17 protein-coding genes are annotated in these 16,661 nt (G+C 65.0%); 3 read left to right on the top strand and 14 right to left on the bottom strand.

Features of this window, described 5'->3' with window-relative positions:
* The 4 genes from dapB to rpsO all read right to left on the bottom strand — a co-directional run.
* A partial coding sequence (dapB, locus tag WDA27_12115) for a 4-hydroxy-tetrahydrodipicolinate reductase (GenBank protein ID MFA5891676.1) occupies window positions 1-558 on the bottom strand: 558 nt, incomplete at its 3' end.
* Window positions 555-1,808: a pitrilysin family protein gene (locus WDA27_12110; protein MFA5891675.1), complete on the bottom strand. Its 1,254-nt coding sequence runs from the start codon at window positions 1,806-1,808 to the stop codon at window positions 555-557. The genes dapB and WDA27_12110, both read right to left, overlap by 4 nt.
* 16 nt (window positions 1,809-1,824) lie before the next feature.
* The gene (locus WDA27_12105; protein ID MFA5891674.1) at window positions 1,825-4,092 is read right to left on the bottom strand and encodes a polyribonucleotide nucleotidyltransferase; all 2,268 of its coding nucleotides are present in this window, start codon (window positions 4,090-4,092) and stop codon (window positions 1,825-1,827) included.
* A gap of 237 nt (window positions 4,093-4,329) precedes the next feature.
* Window positions 4,330-4,599, bottom strand: a complete 270-nt coding sequence (gene rpsO / locus WDA27_12100; protein ID MFA5891673.1) for a 30S ribosomal protein S15 — start codon at window positions 4,597-4,599, stop codon at window positions 4,330-4,332.
* A gap of 147 nt (window positions 4,600-4,746) precedes the next feature.
* On the opposite strand from rpsO, the gene WDA27_12095 reads away from it, so the two are divergent.
* From WDA27_12095 to WDA27_12085, 3 genes are all read left to right on the top strand, one after another.
* A complete protein-coding gene (locus WDA27_12095) occupies window positions 4,747-5,202 on the top strand; it encodes a hypothetical protein (GenBank protein MFA5891672.1) in 456 nt (151 codons plus the stop codon).
* A gap of 185 nt (window positions 5,203-5,387) precedes the next feature.
* Window positions 5,388-5,927, top strand: a complete 540-nt coding sequence (locus WDA27_12090; GenBank protein ID MFA5891671.1) for a sigma-70 family RNA polymerase sigma factor — start codon at window positions 5,388-5,390, stop codon at window positions 5,925-5,927.
* Complete coding sequence (locus WDA27_12085; GenBank protein ID MFA5891670.1) at window positions 5,924-6,424, top strand: hypothetical protein; 501 nt, start codon at window positions 5,924-5,926, stop codon at window positions 6,422-6,424. Before WDA27_12090 ends, WDA27_12085 begins: the two co-directional genes overlap by 4 nt.
* A gap of 5 nt (window positions 6,425-6,429) precedes the next feature.
* On the opposite strand, the gene WDA27_12080 is transcribed toward WDA27_12085, so the two are convergent.
* The 10 genes from WDA27_12080 to WDA27_12035 form a co-directional block, all read right to left on the bottom strand.
* On the bottom strand, window positions 6,430-7,365 hold the full coding sequence (locus WDA27_12080; protein ID MFA5891669.1) for a bifunctional riboflavin kinase/FAD synthetase: 936 nt from the start codon (window positions 7,363-7,365) through the stop codon (window positions 6,430-6,432).
* Window positions 7,362-8,180, bottom strand: coding sequence for a tRNA pseudouridine(55) synthase TruB (truB, locus tag WDA27_12075; protein ID MFA5891668.1), 819 nt, complete (start codon window positions 8,178-8,180; stop codon window positions 7,362-7,364). Before truB ends, WDA27_12080 begins: the two co-directional genes overlap by 4 nt.
* A 32-nt stretch (window positions 8,181-8,212) precedes the next feature.
* Window positions 8,213-9,187, bottom strand: a complete 975-nt coding sequence (locus WDA27_12070; protein ID MFA5891667.1) for a bifunctional oligoribonuclease/PAP phosphatase NrnA — start codon at window positions 9,185-9,187, stop codon at window positions 8,213-8,215.
* 6 nt (window positions 9,188-9,193) lie between these two features.
* A complete protein-coding gene (gene rbfA, locus WDA27_12065; GenBank protein ID MFA5891666.1) occupies window positions 9,194-9,556 on the bottom strand; it encodes a 30S ribosome-binding factor RbfA in 363 nt (120 codons plus the stop codon).
* Window positions 9,553-9,849 (bottom strand): DUF503 domain-containing protein, encoded by a 297-nt coding sequence (locus WDA27_12060; protein MFA5891665.1) that lies wholly within the window; start codon window positions 9,847-9,849, stop codon window positions 9,553-9,555. The genes rbfA and WDA27_12060 overlap by 4 nt, the downstream gene beginning before the upstream one ends.
* Before the next feature lie 12 nt (window positions 9,850-9,861).
* Entirely contained in the window at window positions 9,862-12,039 is a 2,178-nt protein-coding gene (gene infB / locus WDA27_12055) for a translation initiation factor IF-2 (protein ID MFA5891664.1), read from the bottom strand.
* A 1-nt stretch (window position 12,040) separates the two neighbouring features.
* The gene (locus WDA27_12050) at window positions 12,041-12,310 is read right to left on the bottom strand and encodes a YlxR family protein (GenBank protein MFA5891663.1); all 270 of its coding nucleotides are present in this window, start codon (window positions 12,308-12,310) and stop codon (window positions 12,041-12,043) included.
* A gap of 1 nt (window position 12,311) precedes the next feature.
* The gene (nusA, locus tag WDA27_12045) at window positions 12,312-13,430 is read right to left on the bottom strand and encodes a transcription termination factor NusA (protein ID MFA5891662.1); all 1,119 of its coding nucleotides are present in this window, start codon (window positions 13,428-13,430) and stop codon (window positions 12,312-12,314) included.
* Window positions 13,431-13,452: 22 nt separating this feature from the next.
* Window positions 13,453-13,890 carry a ribosome maturation factor RimP gene (gene rimP, locus WDA27_12040; GenBank protein ID MFA5891661.1) on the bottom strand — a complete coding sequence of 146 codons (438 nt, stop codon included), beginning with the start codon at window positions 13,888-13,890 and terminating at the stop codon, window positions 13,453-13,455.
* A gap of 132 nt (window positions 13,891-14,022) precedes the next feature.
* On the bottom strand, window positions 14,023-16,635 hold the full coding sequence (locus WDA27_12035) for a PAS domain-containing sensor histidine kinase (protein MFA5891660.1): 2,613 nt from the start codon (window positions 16,633-16,635) through the stop codon (window positions 14,023-14,025).
* Window positions 16,636-16,661: the final 26 nt, after the last annotated feature.

The raw sequence follows: 16,661 nt of genomic DNA, 5'->3' as shown, positions 1-16,661 counted from the left end.
CTCCGAAGAACGCACCGGCGGCACCGGGGCCGGACCGCGCGCGGCGGCGATCTCCTGCGCGGTGCGCAGCGCGGTCCCCGAAGGCGCATCCGCCTTTCGGTCGTGGTGTATCTCAATGATCTCGATGCTGGGAAGGAACCGAGAGGCGCGCGCGGCAAACTGCATCATCAGCACGGCGCCGATCGCGAAATTTGGAGCAACGAACACGTTGGATTCACTGCCCTCCTCCTCGATCATGTGCCGAATCGTCTGGAAGTCGCCTTCCGACAACCCCGTCGTACCCACAACGATGTCGACCGCGTGCCGAACGCACCAACGGATATCGTCCATGACCGCATCCGGGTGAGTGAAATCGACAACCACATGCGCGTCGGCTTGGCTGAGGAGGTCGATCTCGTCCGAAACCCGCATCGGGCCGTCGCCGCCGATCTGCACGGTCTCACCGCTTGCCGCGATATCCACAGCAGCGACAAGAACCGTTTCGGGATCCTGTCCCAGCGCACGACAAACCTCACGCCCCATCTTGCCGAGAGCGCCCACCACACCAACCCGAATCATGCTGCCCCCTCCAAGAACCGCCGCATGCCATCATCGTCGATCTTGGGGCCAAGGACCGCCAACGACCACGGAACGCAGAACAGCGCGCCTGCGACCTCCCGCACGTCCTCGAGCGTCACTGCCGTCAGCCGAGCGATCAGGTCGGCCCCTGAAAGCACTTCCCCGTAAAGCAGTTCACCCCTGCCGAGGTGGCTCATCAACGCACCGGGCTCATCCAGCGACATCAGGATCGACCCTCGCAAGTGCCCAACGGCGCGTTCGAGTTCGGACTCGTGGATCCCCTCTGAAGCGACCTCATCAACGATCGCCCGCGCCCTTCGAAGGACCTCCCCGACGTTGTTCGGCGAACAACCCGCGTAGATCGTAAAGAGCCCCGTCTCGGCGAATCCCTGATGATCCGACGAAACGGCGTAAGCCAAGCCCTGCCGCTCGCGAATCTCCTGAAATAGCCTCGACGACATCCCGCCGCCGAGTGCGACATTCAGCACAGCCAGCGCCCACCGGCGCGCGTCATTGCGTGGGATTCCGGGGACCCCGTACACGATGTGCGCCTGCTCGACGTCGCGACGACGAACAGTCAGCGCGCCGACGGCCGAGGCGACGTCGCCCGTCGGTCCGGACCAAGCCTGCCCGGCGCCAAAGGCATCCTCGCACCAATCAACAACTCGTGCGTGTTCGACGTTCCCTGCCGCGGCAACAACGATCTCGCCGTACTGCGAGCGGTATGTCGAGAGCAGATCGTCCCTGGTCATCGCCGCCACCGTCTCGGCGTACCCTTCCACCCGTCGCCCAAGCCCATGCTCCGGCCACAGCGCCTCGGAGAACAAGTCGAAGACAAGATCGTCGGGCGTGTCCTCGTGCAGCGAGATCTCCTCCAACACCACGCCGCGCTCCGCCTCGACGTCGTCGTTCGCCAACGTCGCATTGCGCACCATGTCGGCAATCGTGTCGATGGCCTCCGACGCATCTTCACCGAGCACGCGTGCATAGAAGCACGTGTGATCTCGGCCGGTGAAGGCATTGAGATCGCCGCCGACGGCGTCGAACTGCTGAGCTATCGCCAGAGCCGAACGTCGCGACGTCCCCTTGAACACCAGATGCTCGAGGAAATGCCCGACCCCGGCGAGGGGCGCGGGCTCGCCCCGCGACCCCACCGGACTCCAGACTCCGATCGACGCCGTACGCTGTCCGGCAACCGGCTGCGTGACGACGCGAACGCCCGACGGAAGAACCGTTCGCTCAAACGTCATCGACGCCGTGTGATTCCTAGTGCTCGCGCCTCGGGCCACGAGGCCGACGGCTGCGGTCACGATCGTGGTCCGAGTCGCCACCCTCGCGGGGCTTGCGCTCCGGACCGTCGTAACGCTCGCCGTTTTCCGGGTTGATCGGCGACAAGCTGATCTTGCCGAGCGCGATGTCCACCTTCTGCACCTCGACCTGGATCGAGTCGCCGATGTTGTAGACGCCTTCGATCCGCTCGATGCGCTTGCCGAACCCAAGCTTCGAGATGTGCACGAGACCGTCCTTGGAGGATCCCGGCACGCCCACGAAGAGACCAAGTCCCTCACGCACTCCGAGGATCTTCCCGTCGAACCGAAGACCCGCCTCCGGCATCACCGGGTTGGCGATCGACTCGATCATGGCGCGCGCGCGCTCGCCACCGTCGCCGCCCTTGGACGCGATGAAGATACGGCCGTCGTCTTGGATGTCGATCTCGGCACCGGTTTCAGCCTGGATCTCGTTGATCTTCTTGCCCTTCGGGCCGATGACCTCACCGATCTTGTCGATCGGGATCTGCACCGTGATGATCTTCGGTGCGTACTCGGACAGTTCGGAACGCGGCGCCGCGAGCGCGCCGCTAAGCACCTCAAGGACCTGCATCCGCGCGGTACGAGCCTTCCCGAGCGCGCGCCCGAGGACCTCGGCCGGGATGCCGCTGAGCTTCGTGTCCAACTGCAACGCGGTGACGAAGTCCTTGGTGCCGGCAACCTTGAAGTCCATGTCGCCGAAGGCGTCTTCAGATCCAAGGATGTCGGTCAGCGTGACGTATTCCCCATCCTCGTAGATGAGACCCATCGCAATCCCGCCGACCAAGTCGTAGATGGGGACTCCTGCGTCCATCAGCGCCAGCGTCGAACCGCACACGCTCGCCATGGAACTCGAGCCGTTCGACCCGAGCACTTCCGAGACGATTCGGATCGCGTACGGGAACTCCTCCTCGGGCGGCACGACCGGCAGCAGTGCCCGTTCGGCGAGCGCGCCGTGGCCGATCTCACGGCGACGAGGACCGCGCATGAAGCCGGTCTCGCCGGTCGAGAAGGGTGGGAAGTTGTAGTGGTGCATGTACCGCTTCTCGTCCTCGGGATCGAGGGTGTCGATCATCTGCGTCATCCGCATCATCCCGAGCGTCGCGATCGACAACACCTGAGTGTCACCCCGCTGGAACAGGCCGGTTCCGTGTGCGCGCGGCAACAGATTCACGTCCGCGGTCAACGTCCGAATCTGGTCGACGGTTCGCCCGTCCATTCGCACCCCGTCGGAGACGATCCTGCGACGGACAAGCTTCTTCGTCAGCGACCGGACTGCGGGGCTGAATTCCTTGGCGCGCTCCGCGAGGGCCTCGTCGGCGGTGAGTTCCTCAACAACCTTGGCCTTGATCTCGTCCAGGCGACCTTCACGCTCGGCCTTGTCCGCGATGGTCAGCGCGACTCCAAGATCCGCTTCGGCGATCACGCGCACTCGCTCGGCGACGTCCTCGCCGTAATCCGGGAACGTCGGGAACTCACGCGTCGGCTTCGCGGCAAGGGCGGCGAATTCACTCTGCATCTCGCACAGCTCGCGGATGTAACGCTTAGCTTCCTCAAGCCCGGCAGCAACGACATCCTCGGTCGGCGCGGAGTGTCCGGCCTTGATCAGGTTCCAAGCGCGCTCGGTCGCCTCGGCCTCGACCATGATGATGCGTACGTCACCGTCGGCACTGGATCCGCCGGCGACCACGAGGTCGAAGGTGCACTCCTCGATCTCTTGGAACGAGGGGAAGGGAATCCAGCGCCCCGAACTGAAGCCCAACCGCAATCCGGCGACGGGGCCTTCGAAAGGCATGCCGCCCAGCATTACGGCGGTTGAAGCGCCCGTGATGGCGACAACGTCGAATGGGTTCACGTGGTCAACCGACAAAACCGTGGCGATCACGTGGACTTCGTTGCGGAATCCCTTAGGGAACGACGGGCGCAGCGGACGGTCGATGAGGCGCGCGGTGAGAATCGCGGTCTCCGACGGCCGACCTTCGCGGCGGAAGAATCCGCCGGGGATCTTCCCGGCTGCGTACATGCGCTCTTCGACGTCGACGGTCAACGGGAAGAAGTCGAGGTGCTCCTTGGGGGCCTTGGAGGCGACCACGGTGCAAAGCACCTGGGTCTCCCCGAGGGTGATGAGGACGGCGCCGTCCGCAAGACCTGCGAAACGGCCGGCCTCCAGCCGAAATACCTTGCCGTCGATGTCACGCTCAAGCGTGAACGGATGAGTTATTGCCATGGCAGACGAACCTCCTGAGGTTCACTCGGGCACCTCGTGCGAGGCACCCTGCTGCCCGGCCTGGAGCGGTTTGGTTTCGGAGTCAGTTGCCGGTTGAGAGCTTCAAGAGCCGCGGCGCTTGCCGCCCACAACCGAGAACTGACTTCCCTCGCCGTTCCAGCCGGGCTGGGAAATGGGATCTGTCCGTTCCCCCTTTCGCGCATACACCGAGAGGGCGGTTTCCCGCCCCCTCGAAGACTACCGCCGGATCCCGAGTTTCTCAGTGAGAACTCGGTACTTCGCGATGTCCTGCTGCTTGATGTACCCGAGCAGGCGCTTGCGACGACCCACCATCATCAGCAGGCCCCGGCGCGAATGATGGTCCTTGCGCTGTGCCTTGAGATGCTGGTTAAGGTCGTTGATCCGTCGCGTCAGTAGCGCGATCTGAACCTCCGACGAGCCCGTGTCGCTCTCGCTCTTGCGGAAGTCCTGGATGATTGGTTGCTTGTCTTGCGTGGAAAGGGCCATGTAGGTCTCGCAGGCTACCAGAGGCCCGGGAGCAGGGCAAAGAGCGCCGAAGTTCTCCGAACAAACAAGATTCGCGGGCTCGGGATGTAACGCGGGGACGCTCAGGCCCGATAAAGCGGCAAACGACCAGCGAAGGGAAGGAGCATCATGCACAAGCGAAACATTCTCCCCCAAAAGGTCTTCACCTGGGGATTCATGGCCGTTCTGGCCTTCGGGGGAGGAATCGGGCTTCGCTCCCTGGTCGGCGCAGTTGCGCCCTCCGACGCCCCGGCGCCGAGCCCCGGCGTCACGTCGCCGGATCCGACGGCTGCCGCGAGCGACTCGTCAATCTCCACGGCCGCCTCGGACACCTCTCCCGCACCCACCGACCCACAGCCCATCGACTCCGAGGTCGCGAGTGATGACTCCGCGTCCGAAGATGACGCAACCGACCAAGAAGAAGCGGACCTGCCCGACGCGGATGACGACTCTGAGGACGCTGCCGAGACCTCGGAGGAAAGCGACGACATCGAAGAGACCGAAGCTCCGGACGACGAGAACGGCGACCTGTCCGAGACCAACGACGACTCGGACCCTGAGGACGCCCCGGAGGTCGAAGACTGACGCCACCCGCCCTCCCCGGGAAGCGCGCGCGCCCGGCGCGCGCTTCCCCCGCGTTTGCCCCAACGCCGCGAAGTTCTGGAGTGCTTGAGGATTCCGCCCAACATGACGAACTCACTGACATGACCCCTGCGCGCGGGCTACCCCTGATCCCCGGACACGCCGTAACGTCCGAGGGTGATCCAACGATGAGAGAGGTAAGCACGCGCGATCTTGTAACGCGCGCTCAAGCGGGAGACAAAGAGGCCTTCGCCATGATCTTCGATCGGTTCCACGATGAGGTATACCGGTTCGCCGCGCGTCGGCTTGGGGATCCGGTCCTCGCGCAAGACGTCGCCGCTGAGACCTTCGTCGCGCTCTTCCCAGGCATTCGCCGATTCCGCTGGACGGGAGTTCCTTTCGAAGCCTGGCTCTACACCATCGCGCGACGCAGGATCGCCGACGAGTTGCGCGGGCAGGCGCGCAGTGCGCGCGTGGGTGAGGCATGCAAGCAGTTCGAGACCGAGTCCGCTCCAGCCCCGAGTCTCGAAGGGGCCATCGACATGCGCGCAGCCCTCGCCCGCATGCCCTGGGCCGAACGCGAGATCCTCGAGTTGCGCTTCATGGAAGACCTCGACGCCGCACAGACGGCACTGCGAGTCGGCAAGACGCCGGGGGCGGTCCGAGTCGCGCAGCATCGCGCCCTCGCACGGCTGCGTGAGATGATGGACGAAGGTGAGAATCGATGAACGACGACGAACTCATTCGAGCAATTCACCAAGCGGGCGAGGTGCCCCCACCACCCGACCGCGACGGCGCCTTCGAGCGGGCCATGCTGGCGGCGCAGCACTCGACGCCGCACCACCTCCGCAGGGGGATCGTCACGCTGATCGCCGCCGCGATCGTCCTTGCTCCGGTTGGCGTCTTCGCGACCATCGGCCACTACTCGAAAGCAAGACCGGCGCCGACAATGCCGGCTGTCGCCTCCCCGTCACCGTCCACCCCAGCCGTTCGTTCGCACAACCCGACCACACAAACGGTCGTCAAAGACGAGGGCACCGAGGATTCATCCGACGACGGCACTAAGCCGGACGACGAGTCAACCGAACGCCCAAAGACGGAAACCGACGAGACGGAGCACACCTCCGACAAGGAAGAAAGCAACTCGCCGACACCCGATGAGAGCGAATCGCCCACCGAGGATGGAGAGGAGCCCGACGACTCCGTAGAAGCCCCCGACGACTGATCCCGTCAGTCTGATCGCAACAGTTCCCGCGCGCGCTCGACATCGGCACGCATCTGGCGGACAAGTTCGTCGACGTGCTCGAACTTGCGTTCGTCGCGCAGTCGGTGAAGGAACTCGATCTCGACATTCTGCCCGTACAAGTCCAAATCGAACCCAATCACATGCGCCTCCACCACCGGCGTGTCGCGATCACCGAACGTCGGGTTCATCCCAACATTGACGACCACGGGGTACCTGACGTCGCGCCAGTGCATCCACCCGGCGTACACACCCAAGCGCGGCAGGATCAAACGAGGGTGAACCAGCAGGTTCGCCGTCGGAAAGCCCAGGCCGTGACCTCGGCTCGCTCCGTGCTCGACGTAGCCCTCCAGCCGAAACGGTCGATCCAACTCCTCGGCGACGCGCTCAACCCGCCCCTCGGAAATGTGGCGACGGATGAGACTCGACGACACCACCTCTTTCTCACCACCCATCTGCATCGCGAAGATCGACACGTCGAACCCGTAACGCGCGCCCAAGTCCGCGAGCGTCTCGATGTTGCCCGACTGTTGATGCCCGAATCGGAAGTTTGCGCCCACTACGCAGTGCACGCAGGACAACTTCTCAACCAGCACCGTCCTCACGAACTCGTCGGGAGACAGTGCTCGAAAAGCCTCGTCGAACTCGAGCGCGACGACTGCCTGGATGCCGATCTCGGACATCAAGCGCGCGCGCTGGTCGAGCGTGGTGATCAGCGCGGGCGCGCGCCCCGGGGCTATGACCTCCAGGGGATGGCGATCAAAGGTCACGACGACCGGCGCAACTCCAAACGAACGCGCCTTGTCCAGGACAGAGCGCATCAATGCCTGATGCCCGCGGTGAACCCCGTCGAAGACGCCGATGGTGACCGCGCTCGGACCGAAGCCCGGCGGAATTCCGTCGATGCCGCGAAAGACCTTCATTGCTCCGCCACCACACACAGCGAACGCGCTTCCGATCCCCGATCCTGCATCATTGCCAAGAGCCCCGCAGGTCCCCACGCGGCCCACGGACCATCCACGCCCGCCGCAGCAACCGGACGCCCGTGGAGCAACGCCGTCGCCTCGGCAGATTCGAGAGTTCGACGAGGATACTCCGCGACCGCTTCCTCCATCGGACGCAACCGCCCAGCGTCGACCGCACCAAGCTCGACGGCATCCTCCAGGCCGAACGAACCCACGCGTGTTCGACGCAACGCAGCAAGCGAGGCGCCCGGCCCAAGGGCCGCCCCCAGATCCGCAGCGAGCGAACGGACGTAGGTCCCCTTCGAGCAACGGACGTACAGCACGGCGCGCGCTCTGCTCCCTGGGGTGAATGACTCCAACTCAAGCCGGTCAATGACTACGCGGCGCGCAGGCCGATCCACTTCCTCGCCGCGTCGCGCCTTCCGGTAAAGACGCTCTCCCCCCACCTTCACGGCACTCACCATCGGGGGGATCTGTTCGACCTCTCCGCGGAACGCTCCCAGCGCCTCACCAACCAGGGCCGCATCCAGCCCAGAGGAGTCCGACTGCTTGACGACTTCACCTTCGGAGTCGAGCGTGGTGGTCACCACTCCGAAGACGACCTCGGCGCGGTATTCCTTCCACGTGGCCTCCAGAAACCGAAGCAGACGTGTCGCGCGTCCGACGCCCACCACGAGGATCCCGGTCGCCTGGGGATCGAGCGTACCGGCGTGGCCGACACGACGAACGCCGAGCGCCCGCCGAACGCGCGCAACGACGTCGTGCGAAGTCATGCCCGACGGCTTGTCGACAACCAGGAAGCCGTTCACCGCGACAAGGCGGCGACGATTCGGTCGATGGTGGACGCGCGATCGCCGTTGGGGCTGGTGAAGCCGGCGGCGAGTGGGTGTCCGCCGCCTCCGAAAGACTCGCACACTGCGCCCACATTGGATTCGCCCTTGGACCGCATCGACACCTTGTACCGTCCGTCGGATTGTTCCTTCATCAGAACGGCGACGTCCGCGACGTCCACGCTGCGAACGAGGTCGATCAGCGCCTCAATGTCCTCGATCTGAATCCCATGATCCTCAAGATCGCGCAGCGTGACCCACGTCCACACCAGTCCCGCGTCGCCGCGCACGGACAACCGGTCCAGCGCCACCCCGGCGAGCTTCAGGTACCCAACAGGATGAGTCTCGTAGATCGCCCGGGACACCGCATCGTGCTCTACTCCTCGCCCCAGCAAGTCGGCGACCATACGGTGGAGATCGGGAGTCGTGTTGCGGTACTGGAATCGACCGGTGTCGGTCACGACTCCCGTGTACAGACAGGTCGCGATGTCGCGGTCGATCTCGACGCCGAGGCGTTGGATCAACTCGTACACCAACACCGCGCTTGCGGCGGTGTCGGCGTCTATGACGTTGACGTGCCCGCAATGATCACTCGACGCATGATGATCGACGACGACCAACTTCCGAGCCGCCCGCAGGTTTGGTTCAAGCGATCCGAATCGATTGAACGACCCCGCGTCGAACGCTATCGCGAGGTCGGGCTCCGCCGGAAACTGCGACGGTGCAACAGCCATGTCGAGTCCCGGGAGAAACGCGTAGTGGCGCGGCAAGATGAACGGCTCGCTCCACGACGCAACAACCTCGACGCCGCGCGCTCGAAGCGCCAGGCCGAGAGCCAACATCGACCCCAGTGCGTCGCCGTCGGGACCTTCGTGGCATGACAGCGCCACCCTCGGCGCCCCGTCCAAGGCCGCCAAGGTCGCAGTCCACACTTCCGGCGCGATCGTCACGCGGCGTCAGTCCTCCTGGTCTCGATGAAGCTCCGCAAGGATGATATCCACTCGCGAGGCGCGCTCCGGAACCGGATCCTCGATGAATTCTATCGCCGGGACATAACGCATCCGGACCTGCTGCGCGACGGACGCCCGAAGATGTCCGGACGCGCGCGCCAGCGCGTCGCGAGTGGCCGCAAGAACCTCCGGCTCACCCAGCACGGTGTAGTAGGCCCGAGCGAGGTGCAGATCGGGCGTCAAGGTCACGTCGGTGATGGTGACGAACCCGAGTCCCGGATCCCGTAGTCGCTCCACCTCAACGGCGAGGACCTGCTTGATCGCGGCGCGAACCCGCTCCGCCCGCGGATAGCTCCTCGGTGCCGTCATCGGTCCTCCGGCCGGATCACGTCGATGAAAGTCTCGATGATTTCAACCTCCGGCTCGGCCTGAACGCGTCGGCCGATCTCCGCCAAGATCTTGCGGGCCTGGAAGTGCGTCCCAGAGACGACCGAAACGCCGACTGCGGCCCGCTGTCGGAGATCCTGATACTCGACCTCTGCCACCGCACAGGCGAAGTTCCTCGACAATCCCGCCTGAAGACGTCGCAGCACGGAGCGTTTTTCCTTGAGCGAATCGCACCCGGCTAGCCGAAGGTCGAAACGCGCGAAGCCGACGAACATGGCCGGTCAACGTTAGCGAGGAACCTCTCGCACCTCGTAGGACTCGAACACGTCGCCTTCTTTGATGTCTTGGTAGTTGTCCATGCCGATTCCGCACTCGTAACCGCCGGCAACCTCTCGGACATCTTCCTTGAAGCGACGCAAACTCGATACCGTCGTGTCGGCGAGGATCACACCCTCGCGGAGCAACCGAACCTTCGCCCCGCGCTTGATGACCCCTTCTTCGACGTAGCTGCCCGCGATGATCCCAACCTTGGGGACCTTGAAGGTCTCGCGAACCTGAGCCCGGCCCATGACTTCCTCGGCGAAGATCGGGCGCAACATGCCCTTGAGCGCCGCCTCAACCTCCTCCACCAGCTTGTAGATGATCTGGTAGGTCTTGATGTCCACGCCGCCCTGTTCGGCCAATGCCCGAGCCTTGGGGTCCGGGCGAACGTTGAAGCCGAGGACAACGGCTCCCGACGCCTCCGCCAGCGTGATGTCGTTCTCGCTGATCGCGCCGACTGCCCTATGCAGAACGCGAACCGAGGCGTCTTCGACCTGCAGTTTCTCGAGTGCGTCGGTAACCGCCTCCAGCGAACCTTGCACGTCCGCCTTGAGGACGACCGTCAACTCGAGCGCCTCGCCATCGCGCGCCTCGGCGTAGAGATCCTCCAGAGTCACGCGCCGACGACCGGCCACATGCTCGGCAGCCCGTCGCTTGGTTTCCCGATCCTGGGCGATCTGGCGGGCGGCTCGCTCGCTGTCGGCAGAACGGAAGTCGTCGCCGGCCTGCGGAACGGTGCTGAATCCCAAGACCTGGATCGGGGTTCCCGGGCCGGCTTCCTTCACCGGCGTTCCGCCATCGTCGAGCATCGCCCGAACTCGCGCCCAAGACGCACCGCACACGATCACATCACCCGCTTGCAAGGTCCCGCGCTGCACCAGCACGGTCGCAACCGGTCCGCGTCCCTTGTCCAAATGCGCCTCGATCACAACGCCGCGCGGGGGGGCATCGGGGTTGGCCTTCAGTTCTGCGATGTCAGCCACGAGCAGCAACACGTCGAGAAGATCCTCGATCTTGTCTCCGCTCTTTGCGCTGACGTCCACAAAGGGGGTGTCGCCGCCCCACTCCTCGGGCACCAGGCCGTGCTCGGTCAACTGCTGACGCACGCGGCCGGGATCAGCCTCGGGCTTGTCGATCTTGTTGACTGCCACGACGATCGGCACCTCGGCAGCGCGCGCGTGCGCCAGGGCTTCAACCGTTTGCGGCTTGACGCCGTCGTCCGCAGCCACGACCAGGACCGCGATGTCGGTCGCCTTGGCCCCTCGCGCGCGCATCTGCGTAAAGGCCTCGTGTCCGGGTGTGTCGATAAACGTGATGGCGCGGTCGTTCTTGTGCACCTGGTACGCACCGATGTGCTGTGTGATTCCACCGTGCTCTTGTGCGACGACGTCGGTCTTGCGGATGCGGTCGAGCAGCAGCGTCTTGCCGTGGTCGACGTGCCCCATCACGGTAATGACCGGAGGACGAGGCACAAGCATCGATACATCTTCGTCTTCGGATGAATCCTCAGCCTCAACCTGCTCTAGTGGCGACACGATCTTCGCCGTGAATCCGTGCTCCGAGCACATCAGTTCGGCGGCATCGTCGCTGAGCGACTGCGCAACCGTGTAGGCCTCCCCCAGCAGGAAGAGCTTCTTGATGATCTCGGTGGGCGACACCCCAATCATCGAAGCGAGTTCCGACACCGTGATGCCGCGGTGAATCGACAGGATCTTGTCCGCCACCGGAGCCTGCGCATCCGGCGCGGCGAGTTCGGCGGCTGGGGATTCGACGGCGGCCGGCACCGCGGTCGGTTCGGACTTCGCGGTGGATTCGACGGCAACATCCGGACGCTTCTTCGCGGCGGTCGCACGCGTCGCCGGTGTCGGTCCGGTCGCCGTCCGCTCGGCCGACGGGCGTTCCGCAGTTCGCTCAGCCGGAGGATGAGACGGTCGCTTTGGGCGCTGAGGGCGAACAACCACCGCAGTGGCCGCAAGTTGCTTCAGCGTTCCCTTCTCCGCCCCCTCGACCAACTTCGCAACCACGTCCGCCTCGACCGTCGAGGAGTGGCTCTTCGCGACGACACCGAGCCCCGCCAGGGCCGCAATCACTTCGCGGCTCGACAACTTCAGCTCTTTCGCCAGCTCGTAAACGCGCTTGGGCATGTCACTCCTCGGCCGACAACTTCTTCTCTTCCCTCGCGCCTTCGTCCGCGGTTTCCCGCGCACGAAGAGCCCGTACGAGTCTCCCGCGCGCTCGGTCGCGGCACTCCGCGCCCGGGCACACATACGCACCCCTACCCGGCGCACGGCCCTCCGGATCCTCCACTATCGACCCGTCGCGAGCAACCAGTCGAGTCATCTCGGACTTGGGGCGAACACGCCGACATCCGACGCACGTGCGCAAAGGCTCGCGCCGGCGGCGGCGAGCCTCCATATTACTGCCCTTCGCTCGCCGGCTCCGGTCCGGCGCTCTCCCCTTGGACCTCAGCGACAACCTCCGGCGCGCGCGCCGCCTCCGATTGATCGACGGCCGCCTGTCGCCGAGCCTGTTCCTGCGCCAACTGAGACTCGCTCTTGATGTCCACTCGCCAGCCGGTCAGCCTCGCGGCGAGACGGGCGTTCTGGCCTTCCTTGCCGATCGCGAGTGAGAGTTGATAGTCGGGCACGACCACCAGCGCAGTCTTCTCGCGCTCGTTGATCCGGACTTCCTTGACCTTTGCAGGGGATAGCGACGCCGCCACGAAGGCCGCTTGGTCCTCGCTGAACGGGACGATGTCGAGTTTCTCCCCCCGCAACTCGTTGACGACCATCCTCACGCGTGACCCCTTGGCCCCGACGCAGGCGCCGACCGGGTCCACGCCCGGCTCGTTGGACCACACTGCGATCTTGGTTCGGTATCCCGCCTCCCGAGCAATCGCCTTGACCTCGACGATCCCATCCGCGATCTCGGGCACTTCCATCGAAAAGAGCTGCCGCACGAGCCCCGGGTGAGTGCGGCTGACGATGATGGAAGGGCCTCGCGGACTGCGGCGCACTTCGACGACGTAGGCACGAAGCCTGCTCCCGTGGTCGTAGCGCTCGTGGGGAATCTGCTCGGCCTGCGGCATGAGCGCCTCGACCTTGCCCAGGTCAAGCAGCGTGTACCGGGCGTCGGACTGCTGAACGATTCCGGTCACGATGTCGCCTTCGTGAGCCGCGTATTCGACGTAGGTCTGCTCCCGCTCCGCTTCACGGATCTTCTGCAGCACTACCTGCTTGGCCGTCTGCGCCTCGATGCGTCCAAACGGTCGGGCGCCGACTGCGACCTCGCCCTCGTAGTTGCCGGTCTCGCCGATGACCGGACTTCCCTCTTCGTCGAGATCGTGCTCAAACACGCGGATCTCACCGCTCAGCGGCTCGATCTCGACGCGTATCCCCCGATCCTCGGAAAGCGCGAGCGACCGCCGGTAGGCGGCAGCCAAGGCCTCCTGCAGACCATCCAGCAAGGACTCGAACGGGATGTTCTTCTCCCGCTCCAGCGTCCGCATGGCTTCCAGTACTTCGACGATATCCATTGGCTTCTCTTTCAGCTCTCGACTACCAGGGAAGAACCAGTGTGGCCTTCACGACCTCCGCCAGGGCAACCTCGACAGCGCCTCGGTCCGTCCTGACTGTCACCGACTCGGCCCCAACGTCCTCAACCACTCCCTCGTGCTGCGCCATCGCAAGCACGATCCGTACCTTGCGCCCACGATTCTTGGCGAAATCCTCCGACGTCCGGAGAGGGCGGTCGAGTCCCGGCGACGTGACCTCCAGGGTGTACCGCCCCGGAATCAGGTCCTCAACGTCGAGCATCCGACTCAATTCCCCGCTCACGCGCGCACAAGTGTCGATGTCGATCCCGCCGCTCCGGTCCGCGACCACGCGCACAAGTTGAGTCCGCCCTCTGCGAACTTGCACCTCGACCAGATCCGCGCCGCGGCGAGCCAACAGCGGCTCCGCCAGCGAACGCACGCGCTCCTCGAGGTCCTTCATTCCCCCCTCCTGAGACGCGCCTGTCATCGGCCGAAAAAAGAAGTGGGCCCTGCGCCCACTTCGCCAAGTCCGACCTCGTTGCGCAGGATTATAGCATCGGGGCTCCCGGGGGGAGTGGGAAACGAGCCCGACTTAGCCCTGAGAGCCTGGCGGCACGTCGCCGAAAGGCCGCTGCGAGTGGCGCAACGGCAGCCAGACGCGGAAGGAAGACCCACCCCCCGGCCGTTCCTGGACCCACACGCGCCCGCAGTGCAGACGGGCGAACTGAGCGACCAGCGAGAGGCCGATCCCCACCCCCGGAGAGTGAGAAGCGACCTCGGGACCCTGCTGAAACGGCTCGAAGACCGCTTGACGCAACTCAGACGGCACTCCAGGACCCGCGTCGTCGACTGCCAGGAGCGCCCCCCCGTCCTGTTCGCAGAGCCGAACCCACACAGGCGTTCCCGGCGGAGAGTGCCTGATCGCGTTGGACAGCAGGTTCTCGGCAATCCGCTCGATCTTCGCCGCGTCAACGTCTGCGACTACCGTGACAAGGTCTGTGGAGATGACTCCGTCGGTCCATGCGGACGCCTCCTCCACCACCAGCCGGACCAAACCCGCGAGATCGGTCGGTCGCAGGGTCGGCTCCAAGATCCCCCGGTGGAGGCGATCGAGGTCCAGCAGATCCCCCAAGAGGCGGTGCAGTTTCTCCGCGTTCACGCGCAGCCGCTGGATGATCTCGGCTCGATCGTCGGCCGAGAGCCGGTCGCTGCCCCGCTCCAACGTGACCGCGAAGCCGAGCACCGACGTCAGAGGGGTCCGCAACTCATGAGAGACCGCGGCCAAGAAGGAGTTCTTCATCTCGTCGAGCGCGCGCAAGTGCTCGGCCGCCGCGCGCTCGCGCTCGTAGGCTTCGGAGAACTTCGCACGCGATTCCCGCAGAGCATGCTCAATCTGTTTCGTCTGGGTGACCTCCCGCGCAATCACCGTCGCACCCACGACCGTCCCGTCCCTCCGGATCGGAGTCATTCGCCCCGCGAACCAAGGGTGGTCCTGTCCCGCACCCATGACCTCGAACGAGATCGCTCGACCTTCATCGAAGACGGTCCTCAACGCGGACCGCAACTCCTCCCGGTGCTCGTCGGCGGCGAGATCGATCACGTTGCGCAGGGGGACTCCACCACCGGCGGTCCCCGCGACACGATTCACGAACTCGATCCTGCCGTCGGAGTCGCACAAGACGATGAGGTCGGGCACGTTCTCGGCAAGAATGCGCCACCGTTCCTCGGATTGACGCAACTCCGCCTCGGCGTTCTTGCGTTCGGTCACGTCGCGCGCGATCACTACCTGACGCGGCTCGCCCGGGCCGTCCCGCAAGCTCTGTATCGCCACTTCAAGATCGACGGTACGACCGTCTTTGCGCAACAGGATCGTGTCGTAGTGGCTGACGACCGGCTCGCCGAGCGCGCGCCGCGCCATTCGGTCCACCAAGACCTCGCGTGAGGGCGGCGACACAAGGTTCATCGCCGAAGGCAACGCGATCAGCTCCTGCTCGGCGTACCCCGACATCCGGCAAAACGCTTCGTTGGCGTAAAGGACGCGGCCCGCCTCGACAATAACGAAACCCTCCCCCACATCACTGACGGCGCCGAGCAGAGATTCGTACAGACTCGTCTGGCGGCGGAGGTCGTCCAACAGGCGGACACGATCAAGCGCCGCGGTCAAAGACACGGCAAAGGCAGAGAGAACGTCCAGATCCTCATCCGCGAAAACCGGCGCGAAAGGACCGGCCAGCACCGCGATCGCCCCTTCTCCCGACGCACTGGGAAGTGGAACCACGACCGCGTTATGAAGGTCCCCAAGAAGGCGTGTGATCCTCCGAGCCGGACCGTGTTTGAGGACTCCGAGCAAGGTGTCGACCTCTCCTTCGGAGCCCTGGCGCGAAGCCAGCAGGCGTCCGCCGCGGTCGACGACAACGCCCGCGTCGGCGCCAACCAGTCGCAGGGCCCAGGCGAGCCCGCCTTCAGCCACCGTGGCCTCATCGGCCGAGAACAGCAACAGTTCGGATGTGGACCGTTGAAGTTCTCTCTCTTCGCGCGCGCGCCAGCGCCGACGAATCGCTGTCGGAGGCGTCAGACTGAGGTACAGAGTAGGGACCAGCGTCAGCGCCACAAGTCCGGTAGCGAGTCGAACTTGCGAAGACGAGCCCTCGTACTGAGAAGCCACCGACACCATCAAGACCACCGCGATCGCCGCGTACGAAGTGCTCAAGGCCCGCAGGCGGGCCCGCTGCATCGACGGCAATCTCCTCGCGGCCAGCCAGAAGCGCACGGCGGGTTCCGCTACGCACGCCACCCACGCGAGCACGGCAAGCAGACTTCCGGCAAAGTTCACCCCGCGCAAGCGCGGAACGGACACGATCGGCGTTGCGGACAACACCACGATCACAGCCACCACGCATAGAACCGCCGGAGCCCACAGATTCACTCTCCCGGGCAGCGGGATCAGCGTGTCGCGCAGCAGCAGCAACGCGTAGCCGGATCCTAGAAAGGCCACAACTGCAAGAGTGGAGACGTACGGGCGCGCGCCCGGAAACAACTCACTCACGTGCCCAAGCACAGAAACCAGCCCGAGGAGCCCGAGCCCGGTCGCAGTCGCCGCGTGCAGCCGATCCCGACGCACGACCCAGTCGCGGAACGTCGCCAGACCCAGCCAGACGAAGCCCGCAGTGACGGCGTAGGAGACTGCAGCGAGTGCGACGGTCATGCCGAGGTCATGGTACCCCGTCGAGG

It is taken from the genome of Actinomycetota bacterium, assembly GCA_041658565.1.
In the GTDB taxonomy this organism is placed as follows: Bacteria; Actinomycetota; AC-67; order AC-67; family AC-67; genus JBAZZY01.
Note: the sequence above shows the minus strand (reverse complement) of the source record. Positions and strands in the feature narration are given on the sequence as shown.

What these genes read in the sequence shown, in the direction of transcription:
- WDA27_12110 (MFA5891675.1), bottom strand. Translation starts at nt 1,808, where the DNA reads ATGACGTTTGAGCGAACGGTTCTTCCGTCGGGCGTTCGCGTCGTCACG.
- WDA27_12105 (MFA5891674.1), bottom strand. Translation starts at nt 4,092, where the DNA reads ATGGCAATAACTCATCCGTTCACGCTTGAGCGTGACATCGACGGCAAG.
- rpsO (MFA5891673.1), bottom strand. Translation starts at nt 4,599, where the DNA reads ATGGCCCTTTCCACGCAAGACAAGCAACCAATCATCCAGGACTTCCGC.
- WDA27_12095 (MFA5891672.1), top strand. Translation starts at nt 4,747, where the DNA reads ATGCACAAGCGAAACATTCTCCCCCAAAAGGTCTTCACCTGGGGATTC.
- WDA27_12090 (MFA5891671.1), top strand. Translation starts at nt 5,388, where the DNA reads ATGAGAGAGGTAAGCACGCGCGATCTTGTAACGCGCGCTCAAGCGGGA.
- WDA27_12085 (MFA5891670.1), top strand. Translation starts at nt 5,924, where the DNA reads ATGAACGACGACGAACTCATTCGAGCAATTCACCAAGCGGGCGAGGTG.
- WDA27_12080 (MFA5891669.1), bottom strand. Translation starts at nt 7,365, where the DNA reads ATGAAGGTCTTTCGCGGCATCGACGGAATTCCGCCGGGCTTCGGTCCG.
- truB (MFA5891668.1), bottom strand. Translation starts at nt 8,180, where the DNA reads ATGACTTCGCACGACGTCGTTGCGCGCGTTCGGCGGGCGCTCGGCGTT.
- rbfA (MFA5891666.1), bottom strand. Translation starts at nt 9,556, where the DNA reads ATGACGGCACCGAGGAGCTATCCGCGGGCGGAGCGGGTTCGCGCCGCG.
- WDA27_12060 (MFA5891665.1), bottom strand. Translation starts at nt 9,849, where the DNA reads ATGTTCGTCGGCTTCGCGCGTTTCGACCTTCGGCTAGCCGGGTGCGAT.
- infB (MFA5891664.1), bottom strand. Translation starts at nt 12,039, where the DNA reads ATGCCCAAGCGCGTTTACGAGCTGGCGAAAGAGCTGAAGTTGTCGAGC.
- WDA27_12050 (MFA5891663.1), bottom strand. Translation starts at nt 12,310, where the DNA reads ATGGAGGCTCGCCGCCGCCGGCGCGAGCCTTTGCGCACGTGCGTCGGA.
- nusA (MFA5891662.1), bottom strand. Translation starts at nt 13,430, where the DNA reads ATGGATATCGTCGAAGTACTGGAAGCCATGCGGACGCTGGAGCGGGAG.
- rimP (MFA5891661.1), bottom strand. Translation starts at nt 13,890, where the DNA reads ATGAAGGACCTCGAGGAGCGCGTGCGTTCGCTGGCGGAGCCGCTGTTG.
- WDA27_12035 (MFA5891660.1), bottom strand. Translation starts at nt 16,635, where the DNA reads ATGACCGTCGCACTCGCTGCAGTCTCCTACGCCGTCACTGCGGGCTTC.